Source organism: Sphingobacterium sp. InxBP1 (genome assembly GCF_026191775.1).
GTDB classification, from domain to species: Bacteria; Bacteroidota; Bacteroidia; order Sphingobacteriales; family Sphingobacteriaceae; genus Sphingobacterium; species Sphingobacterium thalpophilum.
On record NZ_JAINDX010000049.1, the window covers coordinates 103,959 to 119,400 of the forward strand.

Genomic DNA, 15,442 nt, shown 5'->3' on the forward strand with positions numbered 1-15,442 from the left:
ATATGTGTACAAATTTTTATAACGATATGAAGATATACAAATTGCTTCTACGCGCTATCGTTCCGATATGTTACCTGTGCGGAGCATTATCTTTTGGCCACGCCCAGAGCGGGGACCAGATTTTGGACGGCATCGGCGAAACAGAAATGGTTGCACGGTATCTGTTTAAAGGAGACTTAAAAGATTGGTCGAGAAATAATCTGCACGCCAGACATGGTTCTCTACCGAAGTTCGTCAACGACAGCCGGTTCGGGAAGGTTCTGTCGCTTTCTGGAGAGCACAATGATTATGTGATCATTCCCGGAGATGCGCTGACCGATATGGAATCTGTGAGTATATCCGGGTGGATTTTCTTACGATCAAATAAAATCAATCAGCGTTTTTTTGATTTTGGGAAGGACGCCGACAGACACTTTTCGGTTGCTCCGATAGGAGTAACTGGGCAAAAGGGTTATCATGCGCTGATCACGGCCGGCCGGGCAAATACAAAAGCTGCCGTCTCAGCTGCGATCGACCTGAACAAGTGGGTATACCTGACCATTGTAGTCGATATCCCTTCACAATCGTTGACCACATATCTCGACGGCAAGCCCGTAGGAAAAAGCAACGATATACCTAAAGAGCTAATAGATGTATTTGGCACATCTTCTGGCGGGACAAAGCAGCTATATATTGGAAAGTCCCTTCTTACTGGAGACCCCAATTTGGATGCCATGGTACGCGACTTTCGTATATATAGGGTCCCCCTTACTGAGAATCAGGTCGCCGGCATTTTTCAGAGTGCCCAGCGGGGTAACCGGACGGCGGTAAACGTACGGGATACAGAGGGAGACCTTCCGAGCTTTCCGTTGACACAATCACAGCTTTACAATGCCTATTTACTTTCAGTTTCAGATGTGGAGGTCGAGACTCGTATTGGTGAGCTGCCGAGGCTGCCAAGTTTCGTAAACGGCACCTATAAAGATGGAATGAAGGGACCAAAAGTACGTGTGTTATGGCCTTCGCCAAACGATAATAGCACGGTATTGGACGCTGGACGCTACACGGTAATGGGTCGTATACCCGGCACAGATCTCCAAGCCAAGGCGATTGTTACCGTAAGAGGAGCGAAGAAATCGACAGCACCAAGTGCTAAGCTTGAACCCTTTGACTTAAGTCAGGTCTCTTTGGAAACGGATGAACAAAATCAAAAAACGAAATTTATAGAAAATAGAGATAAGTTTATCCGGACCTTGTCAACAACCGATCCGAACTCTTTTCTTTACATGTTCCGCAATGCGTTTGGTATAGCCCAGCCTGCGGGAACTAAACCCTTAGGTGTGTGGGATAGCCAGGATACCAAGCTCCGCGGGCATGCTACAGGACATTACCTCACTGCTATCGCCCAGGCTTATGCCGGCACGGCCTATGATAAGGAGCTCCAGCAGAATTTTGCGGATAAAATGACCTATATGGTCAATACACTGTACGAGCTTTCCCAGTTGTCCGGCAAACCTAAAACACCCGGGGCTGCTGCCGTTTCAGATCCAGCCAAAGTACCAACAGGGCCCGGTAAGCAGGAGTATGATTCGGACCTGAGCGAGCAGGGGATTCGGACAGATTATTGGAATTGGGGGAAAGGTTTCATCAGTGCTTATCCTCCTGATCAGTTTATTATGCTCGAAAGAGGGGCTAAATATGGCGGACAGGCAAATCAGATCTGGGCACCCTACTATACCTTACACAAGATTTTGGCAGGCCTAGTGGATGTATACGAAGTGAGTGGCAACAAAAAAGCACTGGAAATTGCCGAAGGTATGGCAGACTGGGTGCATGTCCGCTTGAGCCGGCTTCCCAAGGACACGCTGATCAATATGTGGAGCACCTATATTGCAGGTGAGTTTGGCGGTATGAACGAAACTATGGCACATCTATATCGTATCACGAAGCAGGACAAATACCTGAAGACCGCACAGATGTTTGATAACATTGATGTGTTTTTTGGCGATGCACAGCATACACACGGGCTGGCGAAGAATGTGGATACATTCCGTGGATTGCATGCCAATCAGCATATACCTCAGATTGTGGGCAGTATCGTGATGTACGATGTATCCAACATGCCCGAATATTATAAGGTGGCGGACAATTTCTGGTACAAAGCAGTCAATGATTATATGTATAGTATCGGCGGCGTGGCGGGAGCCCGCAATCCGGCCAATGCTGAAGTGTTTACTGCCGAACCTGCTACCCTGTATGAAAACGGTTTTGCGGCGGGGGGGCAAAACGAGACCTGTGCCACTTATAATATGTTGAAATTGACTGGTAATCTGTTTCTTTTTGACCAGCGAGCAGCGTATATGGATTACTATGAGCGCGGGCTGTATAACCATATTCTGGCGTCGGTAGCCGAGAATACGCCTGCGAATACCTATCACGTACCTCTACGGCCCGGCTCAGTCAAACAGTTTGGCAATGCGGATATGACGGGTTTTACCTGCTGTAATGGTACGGCCATAGAGAGCAGTACGAAACTTCAGACTGCCATCTATTACAGGAGCAAAGATGATAAGGCACTTTATGTCAATTTGTTCATCCCATCAACCTTAAACTGGACGTCGCGTAACGTCACCATTGAGCAGATGACGAGCTTTCCAAAAGACGACCACAGCAAACTTAAAATAAACGGGCACGGACATTTTGACATCTTTGTTCGCGTACCGGGCTGGGCGACCAAGGGGTTTGATGTCAAGATCAATGGCAAAGCCGAAAATGTGAAGGCTCAGCCAGGTACATACCTCAAATTGAGCCGCACTTGGAAAGATGGTGATGAAATCGTCGTACACATGCCTTTTCAGTTTCGTCTGGACCCTGTAATGGATCAGCAAAATATTGCAAGCTTGTTTTATGGACCCATATTGTTGGCGGCTCAGGAACCGACTGCAAGGAAAGACTGGCGGAAAGTCACTCTAGATGCGGAAGATCTTGGCAAAACTATTCAAGGAAACCCTAAGGAGCTGAACTTTACGATCGACGGTGTCCATTTTAAGCCCTTTTATGACACCTATGGACGGCATTCGGTCTATCTGGACGTCACCTTAAAATAGCATCGCTATTTGTGTTGCCACCCTATTTCTGCGCATTAGCCGCAGTGTGATGGGCTTTATTATTCACAAGAATACACACAACAAAGGACAACATCTCGAAGTGTTGTCCTTTGTTGTGTGTTCCCACCGATGATTGCCGCGGGCAGCATTTCAAAAGCTATTTTTTCTTTCGATATACCTTGTAATTACCAAGTTTTTCATATTCAAGCGTTCCTTCTTGGCAATAACTGCCGAGGTAAACAGAGAAGCGATTACTTTGATCCTTATCTGCTTCCATGTGCTGGATCACATCCGAAACACGCCTTGGCGTTTCAAAAAAATCGGAATGGTAAACCAGTTCGTCCAGTTCTTTGGTCAGCGCAATTCGTCGTTTGGATTCAGGCGGTATACTAAAGGGTGGGGTCAGCGGTATGGGATTGTTGAATACGGCCTGCGGTTGTATTTGCAATGCTCGGCAGATGAGAATAAAATTGTTGAGCGAAGCCCCCTTACCACGCTCAATAGCAGCTATAGTATTGGTCGTTAATCCTGTCATATTAGCAATATCTTTCAGCGAATAGTATAATTTCTCCCGTTGTTTGCGCAACTGCTCACCTATTTCCTTAAGTATTTGTTCATTGATCTCTGCCATATACAAAAGGAGAATTTATTTGCGTATATAATGAATAAAAATATTTGTGTTTTTATTTGTGCAAATAATTTTAGTTTTTTATCTTTGTTTCAAAGATAGCCGATAACTAAATATGAGCCGCTGTAGCGACATTGAATTACTTGCATCTTTGGCGTTGTATCGGAAGCAAAATTTATTAAATGAGAAAATTACGTATTAAAAATATTGTCAGGTCGCCAGAATAAAATTGGATAAATTTTATAGACCTGTATCTCGCATCCTGTGTTAGTGACAACTATTATAGCCTTGTATTTACCATTCAAAGCACAGGATTTTAAATAAATAATTCGTTGGAATGAGTAACTGACTCCTTGGCGGAGCTAGGATTTATTTGCGCAAAAAAGAAGTGATTTTTTTGGCTGATATAAACGTTCTTTGACTTATTGGTATTGAATACTATATGGAGGTATCTTGTGATGCCGTAGGGTGAGCGTAAAAGGCGACTCACTAAATACCCTTTATAAAATAAAGAAATTCAGATGCTTGTGTGGCGTTGTACCTTCGACCTATCGTCGTTGTTGATGATCAGTTTTTTAGGAGGTGTGACCCTGTTGATGGTCCCAAGATGTAGGGTATATACAACGAGTCTATAGCTTTTCTAAATTCCTTTATGCTGTAGATGATCACAAAATATAGGGTATACACAACGAAAGTCCATCGCCGCGATTGCTCTGTAGGCCTGTTGGTAATCGCAAAATGTAGGGTATACACAACCTGTCTGCTACACAAATGAAGAGTCCTTTGGCTGTAGATGATCACAAAATATAGGGTATACATAACGGTACCACCTTAAGCTGTCTTAAGGCGCAGCTCTTCGGTAATCATAAAACTAGTGGTAAAATAGGTATGTTTTCTATCGATCCAGCGTTTTGAAAAGAAGTGAGAGAATTTTCAAAAATGATATACTGAGGCATCTTGTGATGCCGTAGGGTGAGCGTAAAGACGACTCACTAAATACCCTTTATAAAATAAAGAAATTGAGATGCTTGTGTGGCGTTGTACCTTCGACCTATCGTCGTTGTTGATGATCGGGTATTGATAGGTTGTATCCTTTTGGTAATCAGTATTGTCGGGTAGACAAAACGTATCTTTGTTTTAGAAAAAAATTAGATCACCTGTTAGTAATCACAAAATGTGGGTATACACAACAAATTAGCATTTAATTCTTTAAACAACACCTGTTGGTAATCACAAAATGTAGGGTATACACAACTGGTCGAACTCCTAGCGATTTACCTGGACACCTGTTGGTAATCACAAAATGTAGGGTATACACAACCGTATATTGTACTGGACTGTCAAAAATCTTCTTGTAGATGATCCCAAAATTTGGGGATATGCAACTAACTTAATAGCGATTTCGGGAGAACTATAATTGTTCAGTTTGGTGTCCAAGTAGGCCACTGCTGATAACCATTAGGTCCAAGGGCAGTAGCTGGTCTTCCATTCAATACCAATACGTTTTATAAGAACATAACCAGTATACTTAGCCAGGCTCTGGTGCAAAAAAATCCAACAAACGCGCTGGAGCGGTCATAAGTGAGTGATGTATTGCTAACCTTATAACTGATTATGAACGTAATTCGACTAAACAAAGACATTAAAAACGCAATTAATAGCCTTCGTCAGGGTAACGAAAAAGGGCTGAAGTTCTTTTATCAAAAGTTCTACGACTACTTCTTTTTCCGCGCGCAGCGTGCCACGGATGATGACTGCGCGGGAGAAAGCATAGCGCAGGAGGCATTCCTGCGGCTCTGGCTGTTTCGAGAAAACATACACTCCGAAGCCGAGGTGCTCGACTTCTTAAAATCGCAGGTGAAATTTGCCATCCATGCGTTTTACCAAAAATCACGCAATAGGTTTCATCGTAGCCTGCTCCGCCTGGACGGCATCGAGGATTATCAGGAATTTATGCTGAGTTATGAACCGGAGGAAGAGCAGGAGGAAGACCTTGTCTATATCGAACAGTTGGAGCTGGAAAAGAAAAAAAAATTAGAACAACTGCATGCCATCCTGCCCAACCTCCACACGGATCAGCAGCTTTTTATCCGCCTTTGTCTCAAATATAGTTTTAACTACGAACGCATAGCGTATTACATAGGAGGAATTTCAGACTATGAAGTGAGTTTAAGGGTAGAGAAAACAATTGATTTCCTGCGTTCCATTGTGAATAGCGAGGAAAAAATGAACCTTATCGCCAAGCCTGTGGAATTTAAGTTGAACTGCGAAATGACTGAAGAAGAAGCGGAGGTCTTCCGTATGCGCTATGAACTGCAATATTCCTTTGACAAAATTTCCGAAGCGCTTAAGCTGGATGGAGGGCAGGTACGGACCTTATTTATCAATGCACACGCTAAGATTAAATCAGCAAAGAAAATAGCATAAACAAATGATATGAATATGGCTAGCGAAACCATGGTATTGACCCGCAAGATACAGGTATTTGTGGATTGCGATGATAAAGAAAAAAGATCAGCATATTTTAAGCAGCTCTTCGAATGGCAGGATATCGTCTTCCGTGGTGCCAATATGGTCATCACGCATCAATATATTCAGGAGAATCTAAAAGATCTGATCTATCTGCATGATGATGCCAAAATAAAACTAACCGATCAGGCAAAAGATCCGGAAGGCATATTGACGACCTCCCGCATGAACAGTACCTATAAGGTATTGTCCAGCTATTTTAAAGGGCGGATCCCAACAGAAATCTTATCGCAGGTAAACACGGCCTTGATCAAGTATTTTCAGGCCGATCGGCTCGCGTACTGGAAGGGAGAAAAGTCACTTCGTAATTATAAAAAGGATATGCCGATTCCCTTTCCCGGCAAACAGCTTAATTTTACTAAAGATGAGAATAATCGAGATTTTAGATTCACATTATTCAAAATACCGTTTCGCACCTACCTGGGTAAGGATCGGTCAGACAAAAAAGTGTTGCTCCAGCGTGCACTGGTCGGACAGATCAAGGTCTGTAGCAGCGCGATCAAGATCGTCAAAGGCAAAATTTTTTTGCTTCTGGCGCTCGAGCTTCCCAAGAAAATTCAGGAACTAAAAGATAATATTATCGCTGAGGCTTCACTATCTATCGAACATCCTATCTCCGTGGTCATCGGTAAAGATTCTTTTCAGATTGGAAATAAGGAAGAGTTTACCTATCGTCGTATGGCCATTCAGGCCGCAAGACACCGACTGCAAAAAGCGGCTGCCTTTAATAAGGGCGGGAGAGGTAGAAAACGGAAGATGAAAAGTTTAGAACACTATAACAAAAAGGAGAAAAACTATGTAGATACAAAACTTCATTTGTATAGTCGAAAATTAATTGAGCTATGTGTCAAAGCTCAAGCGGGTACCCTCTTACTGGTTAATCAATCCAGTAAGGAAGAAATGGCAAAAGAAGATCAATTCTTGTTGCGCAACTGGAGCTACTATGGGTTAATTGAAAAAATTAAATATAAAGCCAAAATGGTCGGTGTTCACATTATCGTCGAATAAGCTTCGTTTAGGTGTTCCAGACATAGATTATAGGCTTGAAATGTCCCAGTACAGCTCGATTATTTGGTATTGTAATATATTTTTTGTATATTGCTGGTTATGAGTTTTAAAGAAAAATTAGAGAACTGGCGTACGTCAATCAATTGCGCCGGAAGTGGTGAGGAATTGTATATTTTGCTTTTGAACTACAAAAAGTTTATCAACAAAAATTGGATGGACGATTTTGGTGATCCCGGTAACTGGAAAGCCGAGTTAAATCAGGTCATCAGCAAAGTAAGAAAGAAAGTGGATGTGGCAGATATCCGTGATTGTCAGGATCTATCGTCCTATAAGGACGATGCCCGACAGACTGCTCATTCGCTCAATCATACCTTAAAGTATCATCACTCGTTGACAAAAGGGTAGGCTAGGCCTACCTTTTTTTGTTGGTCAAAAGTGCTGCAACGATATAGAGCGGCAGGCTACGGAAAATTTTCGTGACCTGCCGCTCTTTTTTTTAGATACATGACAGGCTAGCTATTTTGATTTATAAACCTGCTTTAAGCGACGAATGGAAAAAAAATTTGCGTATCTCAGAAATTGTTTCTACTATTGTGGTGTAGTATAGAATAGTATAGATGGAAACATGCTTATTTGAGTGCTACTAATAATAACCAATCTATAAGAATACCGATTTATGATCTACCAAATGTATTACCCAATTCGTAAATGGCGGCAATGTATTCTACCCCTGCTCTTTCTTTTGATGGTGGGCTTTGTCCATGCACAGTCCAAATCATTTGAGTTACGGGGAGTTGTGTTGGACAGCATTGGCCATTTGCCCATTTCCAATGTGACCATTGCGCTTAAGGGAAAAAGCGCAGTTGTCTCTACAGATGCACAGGGGCAATTTCTGATGAAAGATGTGCACATCGATGACGAGCTCGTTTTGAGCTCAGTTGGTTTTGACCGCAAAAATGTTCGCGTTACAGGTAACAGCCGTATGACGATTTACCTTTCCTCATCGAGTTCAAGTCTGGATGAAGTGACCGTTGTCGCTTACGGTACGCAGAAGAAAACAAGTATGGTGGCGTCCATCACGTCTATTAATCCCAAAGAAATCAAAGGGCCGACATCCAATCTAACCACCATGCTGGCGGGAAGGGTCGCAGGACTCATTGCCTATCAGCGGAGCGGCGAACCGGGCAATGACAATGCTTCCTTCTTTATCCGGGGAGTCGGTTCTTTTGGTGCGGGAAAGAAAGATCCCTTGATTCTGATCGATGGTATGGAATCAGACGCTACAGCATTGGCGCGCCTGCAGCCAGATGATATCGCCGGTTTTTCGGTTCTAAAGGATGCGGCTGCTTCCTCTCTATATGGTGCGCGGGGAGCAAATGGAGTTGTTTTGGTCAACACCAAAAGTGGTATCGTTGGTAAAGCAAAATTTAATGCACGTTTTGAAAATTCCATCTCGACAAATACACGGAATTTCAAATTTGCAGACAACATAACGTACATGAAGATGGCCAACGAGGCTGTATTGACCCGCGATCCGAAAGGAACCCTGCCCTACAGTCAGAATAAGATTGATCATACTGAACGGGGAGACGATCCGCTGCTTTATCCAAATAACAACTGGATTGATCAACTAATCAAAGATTATACAAACAATCAGCGGTTTAACTTTAATGTCACCGGTGGAGGAAATCTCGCGCAATATTATGTTGCTGGTACTTTCAATAATGATAAAGGCATCTTAAAGTCCGAGCAAAGCAATAGTTTTGATAATAATATTAATCTGAAAAACTATTCGTTGCGTTCTAATATCACTTTAAATGTGACGCCAACTACTATTGGTATTATCCGTACGTCAGCTCAATTTGATGATTATACCGGACCGATCGGAGGATATGACAATTGGGGTAATCTAATCAATGGTGGGCAGCGCGTGTTTCGGGAAGCCATCTGGTCCAACCCCGTCATGTTCCCCGCGATATATCCATCATCGTATTCTCCTTTCAAGACGCACCCGCTCTTCGGAAACAATTTTATTCCAACGACCAAAACCTTGTACAACAACCCATATGCGAATATGGTGAATGGTTTTCAGGAATATAATAGCTCAACGGTCAATGTACAGCTCGAGCTGAAGCAAAATTTTGATTTTATTACAAAAGGTCTGTCCGCGCGGCTGATGGCTTATACGCAGCGTTACTCCTATTTTTCTGTCATGCGAAGTTTCAAGCCTTTCTATTATAATTTGGTCCGTATTCCGGGTACTAACAATACGGTTTTAAGTCTATTAAATGAAAACCAGGGAACAGAATACCTTGATTATAATCAGGGCAATAAAATCTTGAATACAACGACTTATGGTGAGTTTGCTGTTAATTATAACCGTACTATTGCCGAAGATCATGATATTACAGGGATGCTGATCGGTATCATTCGTAATTACCAGACGGCCAACGGTGGTGATTTGCAGGCTTCGCTGCCAGCGCGCAATCTGGGTGTATCTGGGCGTGCTACTTATGCTTACAAAAATCGTTACCTCTTTGAATTTAATTTTGGTTACAATGGTTCGGAACGTTTTTCCAAGGATCACCGTTTCGGCTTCTTCCCTTCATTCGGTGTGGGATGGAATCTTAATGAAGAGAAGATATTTGAGTTTATGAATCCAGTAGTTTCACGCTTCAAATTGCGGGCGACCTATGGTCTGGTGGGCAACGATCAGATTGGTGATGGGCGCGACCGCTTCTTCTACTTATCGCAGGTGAACCCAAATGATCCATCGAAGGGATTTTCCTGGGGTAATAACTGGGATTATACACGACCGGGCTATTCGATATACAGATACGAGAATCGTAATATCACATGGGAACGGGCAAAGACATTTGATGCCGGATTCGACTTAAATCTAAAAAATGGTTTAGGGGTTGTCTTTGATTATTATAATTCCACCCGTAGTGATATACTGATGGTCCGTTCTAATATTCCGACCACAACGGGCTTTCAGTCCAATATTCAGGCGAACATAGGTAAGGCGCAAAGTAGAGGGTTTGATCTGGCTTTAGATTATAATAAATCTTTTCAAAACACGTGGTGGACACAGTTGCGGGCGAACATGACCTATGCAACCAACAAGTTACTGGTCAATGAGGAACCGGACTATCCATCTGATCTGGCTTATTTATCGCGTTTGGGACATCCTATCAAACAATCTTATGGTTTGATTGCTGAACGCTTGTTTGTCGATGATATTGAGGCAGATAACTCGCCCTTACAGAATTTTGGTGGTGCTTTTAGGACTATGGGAGGTGATATCAAGTACAGAGATATCAATGGCGATGGTAAAATAACGGATTTGGATAAAGTGCCAATCGGTTATCCTACGGATCCCGAAATTATTTACGGTATGGGATTTTCAGTTGGCTTCAAAGGTTTTGATGTCAGTGCCTTTGTACAGGGGTCAGCGCGATCTTCATTTTTTATTGATCCGGGGAATATTACTCCTTTTGCGATTAATGGGCCTTATCAAAACGGGTTATTGCAGGAGGTAGCCAATAGTCATTGGTCTGAAGATAATCAGGACGTCAGAGCTTTCTGGCCACGTCTGACCGACGGTTTCAACAACAACAATAACCAATTTTCTACTTGGTGGATGCGCAATGGTGCATTTCTTCGGCTGAAATCTGTTGAACTGGGGTACAATCTGCCTGAACGGTTCCTCAGCAAATTTAAAATGTCCAATGTTCGTTTTTACGTTAATGCGCTCAATCTCGCCGTCTGGAGCAAGTTTAAGATGTGGGATCCCGAAATGGGAGGGGAAGGCTTGGGATATCCGGTGCAGGCGGTTTACAATGTAGGTATTAACGTTGGTTTTTAATGTTTTGATTATGAAAAGTTTAAGATCAGTAAAATTATTAATTGTCCTGGGTGTTTTATGTTGTCAATCCTGCAATTATTTGGATGTCGTGCCGGATAACGTTGCGACCATCGATAATGCCTTCACCATGCGAAGTGAAGCCATAAAGTACTTGGCTACTTGTTATTCTTACCTTCCTCAGGATGGAGATCCTACGAAAAATCCAGCTTATCTGGCGGGAGATGAATTTTGGCTGGACTACCCTACATTGAGTATCGACGGGACCAACTGGAATATCGCAAGGGGTAACCAGAATGTCACCAACCCCTATGTCAACTATTGGGACGGTTATATGTTTAATGGTATTCGGGACTGTAATATCTTTCTGGAAAATATCCGTAATCCCGAGAAGGTGCGTGATATGACGGCGGACGAACGCATCACTTGGGAAGGTGAAGTTTTATTTCTGAAAGCATATTACCACTTTATGTTGTTGCGGCATTATGGACCTATTCCGACCATGGATGTCAATCTTTCCGTCAACACGTCTATCGAGGATGCAAAAGTAAAACGCCAGCCTATTGATGAGGTTGTCGACTATATCGTCAAGGTACTTGATGAGGCAATACCTAAACTCCCTAATTCGGTCCAGTCGCCCGTAACCGACCTGGGCCGTATTACCAAACCTATTGCATTAGGGATCAAAGCAAAAGTGCTTTTATATGCCGCCAGTCCGCTTTTCAATGGCAACACGGATTACGCTACCTTTAAGAATGTAGATGGTAAATTATTTTTTAATCAGAGCTTTGAGATAGAGAAATGGCAAAAAGCTGCGCGTGCAGCGAAGGAAGCGATCGTTGCATGCGAAAACTTGGGAATAGGCCTCTATCAGTTTCCTGGAACAGTATTTCCGCTGTCGGATACCACCATGATTCAAATGAGTATCCGCAATGCCGTGACGGAGAAATGGAACAAGGAAATCATATGGGGAAATCCGACTTCACGGGCATGGCAAATGCAATATTCTTCGATGGCGCATATTGATCCCAATAATGCCGGCAATAACAGCGTGCACGGCACCCTGGCGCCATCCCTCAAAATTGTCGATCAATTCTATACTCGAAATGGTGTTCCGATGGAAGAGGATAAAACCTTAGACTTTAGCAATAAAAGCCAACTACGCTCAGGCACACATACAGAACGATTCAATAACATTGAAAATTATCCGACGGCTAGAGTACATTTTGACCGGGAAAATAGATTTTATGCGAATGTCGGCTTCGATGGCGGCATCTGGTTTATGGAGAACAGCCCCAGCCGCAGTGACGAGAATACATGGACTACACAGTTGCGGCTTGGTCTGTTTGGTAGTGGGCTTTCTATTCCTGTTACCACCTATTATCCGAAAAAACTAGTGAACTGGAAATTTGCTTTTAAGGATGGAAATAGTTCACACATCGAGGAATATCCCTGGCCTATGTTACGTCTAGCGGATTTATACCTCATGTACGCAGAGGCCTTGAATGAAAGTGAAGGGCCGGGTGCTGAAGTATTTTTATATCTGGATAGGGTCCGTCAACGAGCGGGACTGGAAGGGGTGCAGGCATCTTGGACAAAGTATGCCTATAATCCAGGCAAGCCGACGACCAAAGCAGGACTGCGAGCTATCATCCAACGGGAGAGGAATATTGAAATGAGTTTTGAGGGATCACGTTTTTGGGATCTAAAACGCTGGAAGCTGGCTGCTCAGGAGCTAAACAAAAATATTACGGGTTGGGATCGGAATCAAGACAAAGATCATCCAGAGCTTTTCTATAAAGAACAGACGTTTTTTCAGCAACGTTTTGTTGCGCCGAGGGATTACTTCTGGCCTATTCGCGAAAACAATCTTTTGGTTAACCCCAACCTGGTACAGAACCCGGGCTGGTAGTTTATATCTAAATTAAGAAGTTATGAAAAATATAAGATATTCGACTATTATCTATCTCTTTGTCGGTCTTTTCTATGCAATAACCGCCTGCAAAGAGGAGAAAGGCTGGACGCTGGTTGAGGGAGATCAATCCAAACCCAGTACTGTCCAAAATACCTCGGTGACGAACGGTTTTGGCCAGGCGACTATACGTTACAGTTTGCCTACAGATCACAATATCCTCTATGTGAAAGCTGAATATTTGATGACAAACGGTCAAATGCGTGTTGTGAAATCATCAACATATAAAAATGAAATCCTAATTGATGGTTTTCCGGATACTGAAAAACATATTGTAAAGCTATACGCGGTTAACAAAGCGGAAGTAGCTTCTGATCCCGTAGATGTCATTGTGGAGCCCAAGACACCAATCTTCGATCTGGTATTTGCGGAGATGAAAGTGGCGCCGACTTTTGGAGGTGTGCGCATCAGTTCGGTCAATAAAGAGAGAGGCGACATTGTGATTGTACCGATGGTCGATTCCTTAAACAACGGAGAATACCTGCCGCTGGATAACTTTTATAGTCAGGACTCGCTGATTTTATATAATATCCGCGGGTTGAAGTCCCGTGAGATGAAGTTTGCTTTCTATGTACGGGACCGCTGGCTGAACAAATCAGATACCTTATACACTTCACTGAAACCACTGGAAGAAAACCTCTTCCCAAGGCAGCAGTTTTCAGCGCTGCATTTGCCCGGAGACGCACAGTATATGTATGGTACAACCTCGGAAATGATGTGGGACGGCAATATGAATCCTTCGCGATGGCCTGCGTTATATACGGTTGAGAGCGCAGGTGCCCCACAGTCATTGACATTTTCCATCGGGAAAGAAGCGAAGCTGAGCCGTATCGTCATCTTTCCGCGTAGAGAAAATGGCTTCTACGATAAAGGTAATATGCGTGATTTTGAAGTTTGGGGAAGCAATAGCCCGAATCTGGACGGGTCCTGGGAGTCGTGGACAAAGCTGGCAACCTGTACCGTTCGCAAACCGTCTGGTACTCCACCGGGAACAAATACCAACGCGGATGAAGTATATGGAATAGCAGGCTGGTCATTTGATCTGCCCGAAGATGCACCTAAATACAAATATTTGCGGATCCGCAACCTGCGCAATTGGCGGGGTAGCTATTTTATTCAGATCGCACAGATACAGGTGTGGGGAGTTTATTAACATTTAAAAAGGAAAAAAGATGAGATTATATCTATTCATATTGTCGATCGTCGGGTTCTGGCTATTGGGTGCCTGTTCGAAAATGGATGAATTTACCCGATTCACCAACGGGAAGGAAATCGTGTATCCTGCCAAACTTGATTCGATTAGAATAAGGTCGGGTAAATATAGGGTCGAAATACAGGGAATTTTTAGGGTAAATGCAGGTGTTTCGGAGGTCCGTGTGTATTGGAATAGTCGACAGGACTCGATGAAGTTTCCAGTGAAACTAAGCAATGCGTTGGATACAGTACATTATGTGATCGACAAGCTACCCGAAGGCCCAATGAATTTTGAGATTCGCACAGTGGATACGCAGGGACGATTTTCCATCCCATCTTATTTGGCTGGGAATGTGTACGGCAATCGCTACAGAGAAGGTCTCTTTCAGCGAAGTGTGTTGGAACAACAGTTTATCGGTGATCAACAGCTGCAGTTGTCGCTACAGGATGTGGCGCCAAGCGTGGGCTTTGATGCTTTGCGGATAGCCTATATAAACCGATATGGCAACCTTGTAGATACATTGGTGCATACGAAAACTCAAGATGAAAAAATCAAACTCAAGGACTATCTGCCAAATCAGGAGATTGCTTACCGCACCGTTTTTAAGCCAGATAGTAACGCGATTGATACGTTTATGGTACAAACACATAAACTGTTGCCTAAAGGTGATATCACTGCCTGGTGCTTAAAAAACTACAAAGCCCCGTTCACAGCAACGGCATATGACGGCAATCGATGGGGGATCCTGGACGACTGGATGACAAACGCCAGTATGAAAAACCATAATGGTTATGGCGGGTTTGGTTCGGACGACGGAGGTGTCGTTAATATTGAGGCGGGTTGGGGTGCTCCAGCAATTGTCAATGGGAAAATTGAACAGCAAGTAACCTTATTCCCCGGCAAATACCGTTTTTTTTGTAACTTATCCTGGACAAATTATGATCAACCGCCGGCACAGCTGGTTGTAAGCAAAGCAAATAGTGGGATTCCTGATCTGGAGCAAATTCAGCAGGCCATGGCGCATGCCGACGTAAAATCTGACGGGGTGTACTTTGAGATCAAGGAAAAAGTTACGGTTAATATGGGGATGTTAGTGAATTTCCAACCGGACCATTACATGAAGATCAACGCGTTTCAAATCAATTTACAATAAGAACGA

Annotated in this window: 9 protein-coding genes; 8 read left to right on the forward strand and 1 reads right to left on the reverse strand. The window is 43.4% G+C overall.

Annotation, left to right across the window (positions count from 1 at the left end):
* Window positions 1-26 precede the first annotated feature (26 nt).
* Window positions 27-3,086: a beta-L-arabinofuranosidase domain-containing protein gene (locus tag K7A41_RS20510; RefSeq protein WP_265715256.1), complete on the forward strand. Its 3,060-nt coding sequence runs from the start codon at window positions 27-29 to the stop codon at window positions 3,084-3,086.
* A gap of 157 nt (window positions 3,087-3,243) precedes the next feature.
* Here the strand turns inward: K7A41_RS20510 and K7A41_RS20515 are convergent, their stop codons facing one another.
* The gene (locus K7A41_RS20515) at window positions 3,244-3,717 is read right to left on the reverse strand and encodes a helix-turn-helix domain-containing protein (RefSeq protein WP_265715257.1); all 474 of its coding nucleotides are present in this window, start codon (window positions 3,715-3,717) and stop codon (window positions 3,244-3,246) included.
* Between the two features lie 1,611 nt (window positions 3,718-5,328).
* On the opposite strand from K7A41_RS20515, the gene K7A41_RS20520 reads away from it, so the two are divergent.
* The 7 genes from K7A41_RS20520 to K7A41_RS20550 all read left to right on the forward strand — a co-directional run bounded on the left by K7A41_RS20520 (window position 5,329) and on the right by K7A41_RS20550 (window position 15,436).
* Complete coding sequence (locus tag K7A41_RS20520) at window positions 5,329-6,141, forward strand: hypothetical protein (protein WP_265715258.1); 813 nt, start codon at window positions 5,329-5,331, stop codon at window positions 6,139-6,141.
* A gap of 9 nt (window positions 6,142-6,150) precedes the next feature.
* Window positions 6,151-7,251, forward strand: a complete 1,101-nt coding sequence (locus K7A41_RS20525; protein ID WP_265715259.1) for a hypothetical protein — start codon at window positions 6,151-6,153, stop codon at window positions 7,249-7,251.
* A 99-nt stretch (window positions 7,252-7,350) separates the two neighbouring features.
* Window positions 7,351-7,656, forward strand: coding sequence for a hypothetical protein (locus K7A41_RS20530; RefSeq protein ID WP_265715260.1), 306 nt, complete (start codon window positions 7,351-7,353; stop codon window positions 7,654-7,656).
* 271 nt (window positions 7,657-7,927) lie between these two features.
* Window positions 7,928-11,119 (forward strand): SusC/RagA family TonB-linked outer membrane protein, encoded by a 3,192-nt coding sequence (locus tag K7A41_RS20535; protein ID WP_265715261.1) that lies wholly within the window; start codon window positions 7,928-7,930, stop codon window positions 11,117-11,119.
* Between the two features lie 10 nt (window positions 11,120-11,129).
* Window positions 11,130-13,028, forward strand: coding sequence for a RagB/SusD family nutrient uptake outer membrane protein (locus K7A41_RS20540; protein ID WP_265715262.1), 1,899 nt, complete (start codon window positions 11,130-11,132; stop codon window positions 13,026-13,028).
* Window positions 13,029-13,050: 22 nt separating this feature from the next.
* On the forward strand, window positions 13,051-14,241 hold the full coding sequence (locus K7A41_RS20545) for a DUF5000 domain-containing lipoprotein (RefSeq protein ID WP_265715263.1): 1,191 nt from the start codon (window positions 13,051-13,053) through the stop codon (window positions 14,239-14,241).
* A gap of 19 nt (window positions 14,242-14,260) precedes the next feature.
* Window positions 14,261-15,436, forward strand: coding sequence for a DUF4998 domain-containing protein (locus tag K7A41_RS20550; protein WP_265715264.1), 1,176 nt, complete (start codon window positions 14,261-14,263; stop codon window positions 15,434-15,436).
* Window positions 15,437-15,442: the final 6 nt, after the last annotated feature.

Excerpts from the sequence above, each read along its gene's own strand:
- K7A41_RS20510 (WP_265715256.1), top strand. The coding sequence starts at position 27 with ATGAAGATATACAAATTGCTTCTACGCGCTATCGTTCCGATATGTTAC.
- K7A41_RS20515 (WP_265715257.1), bottom strand. The coding sequence starts at position 3,717 with ATGGCAGAGATCAATGAACAAATACTTAAGGAAATAGGTGAGCAGTTG.
- K7A41_RS20520 (WP_265715258.1), top strand. The coding sequence starts at position 5,329 with ATGAACGTAATTCGACTAAACAAAGACATTAAAAACGCAATTAATAGC.
- K7A41_RS20525 (WP_265715259.1), top strand. The coding sequence starts at position 6,151 with ATGAATATGGCTAGCGAAACCATGGTATTGACCCGCAAGATACAGGTA.
- K7A41_RS20530 (WP_265715260.1), top strand. The coding sequence starts at position 7,351 with ATGAGTTTTAAAGAAAAATTAGAGAACTGGCGTACGTCAATCAATTGC.
- K7A41_RS20535 (WP_265715261.1), top strand. The coding sequence starts at position 7,928 with ATGATCTACCAAATGTATTACCCAATTCGTAAATGGCGGCAATGTATT.
- K7A41_RS20540 (WP_265715262.1), top strand. The coding sequence starts at position 11,130 with ATGAAAAGTTTAAGATCAGTAAAATTATTAATTGTCCTGGGTGTTTTA.
- K7A41_RS20545 (WP_265715263.1), top strand. The coding sequence starts at position 13,051 with ATGAAAAATATAAGATATTCGACTATTATCTATCTCTTTGTCGGTCTT.
- K7A41_RS20550 (WP_265715264.1), top strand. The coding sequence starts at position 14,261 with ATGAGATTATATCTATTCATATTGTCGATCGTCGGGTTCTGGCTATTG.